Annotated in this window: 1 protein-coding gene; it reads right to left on the bottom strand. The window is 48.4% G+C overall.

Features of this window, described 5'->3' with window-relative positions; all coding sequences use genetic code 11:
• The coding region (locus NE665_RS24335; RefSeq protein WP_256302759.1) for an Hsp33 family molecular chaperone HslO at positions 1 to 287 on the bottom strand (287 nt) is incomplete at both ends.

Here is a 287-nt window from a genome sequence, read left to right as displayed (position 1 = left end):
GTCCTGTCAGGATTCTGACATCGTCAAACAGATCACGCAGAATATCCTCCAGACTGGCGTATTCCTGAATCATGGTGGACTTATGCTTTAGATTTGCCACAATCTGTTCCACCTTAACGATATCCGCTTCCTCTGCGTCCGGAAGCATCTGGATAATCATGCCACCAGCAGAAAGGATGGAATTGTCGGTATTAACGAGCACACCGACACTGACTGCGGACGGTGTCTGTTCGCTTGCGGTAATGTAGTATGCAAAATCATCACCGATTTCACCGCTCTGCAACGCA

Origin of the sequence: Clostridium sp. DFI.1.208 (genome assembly GCF_024463855.1) — a bacterium.
GTDB lineage: Bacteria > Bacillota_I > Bacilli_A > Erysipelotrichales > Erysipelotrichaceae > Clostridium_AQ.
The sequence above is the reverse complement of the archived record's forward strand: the minus strand, read 5'-3'. Positions and strand labels throughout refer to the sequence as shown.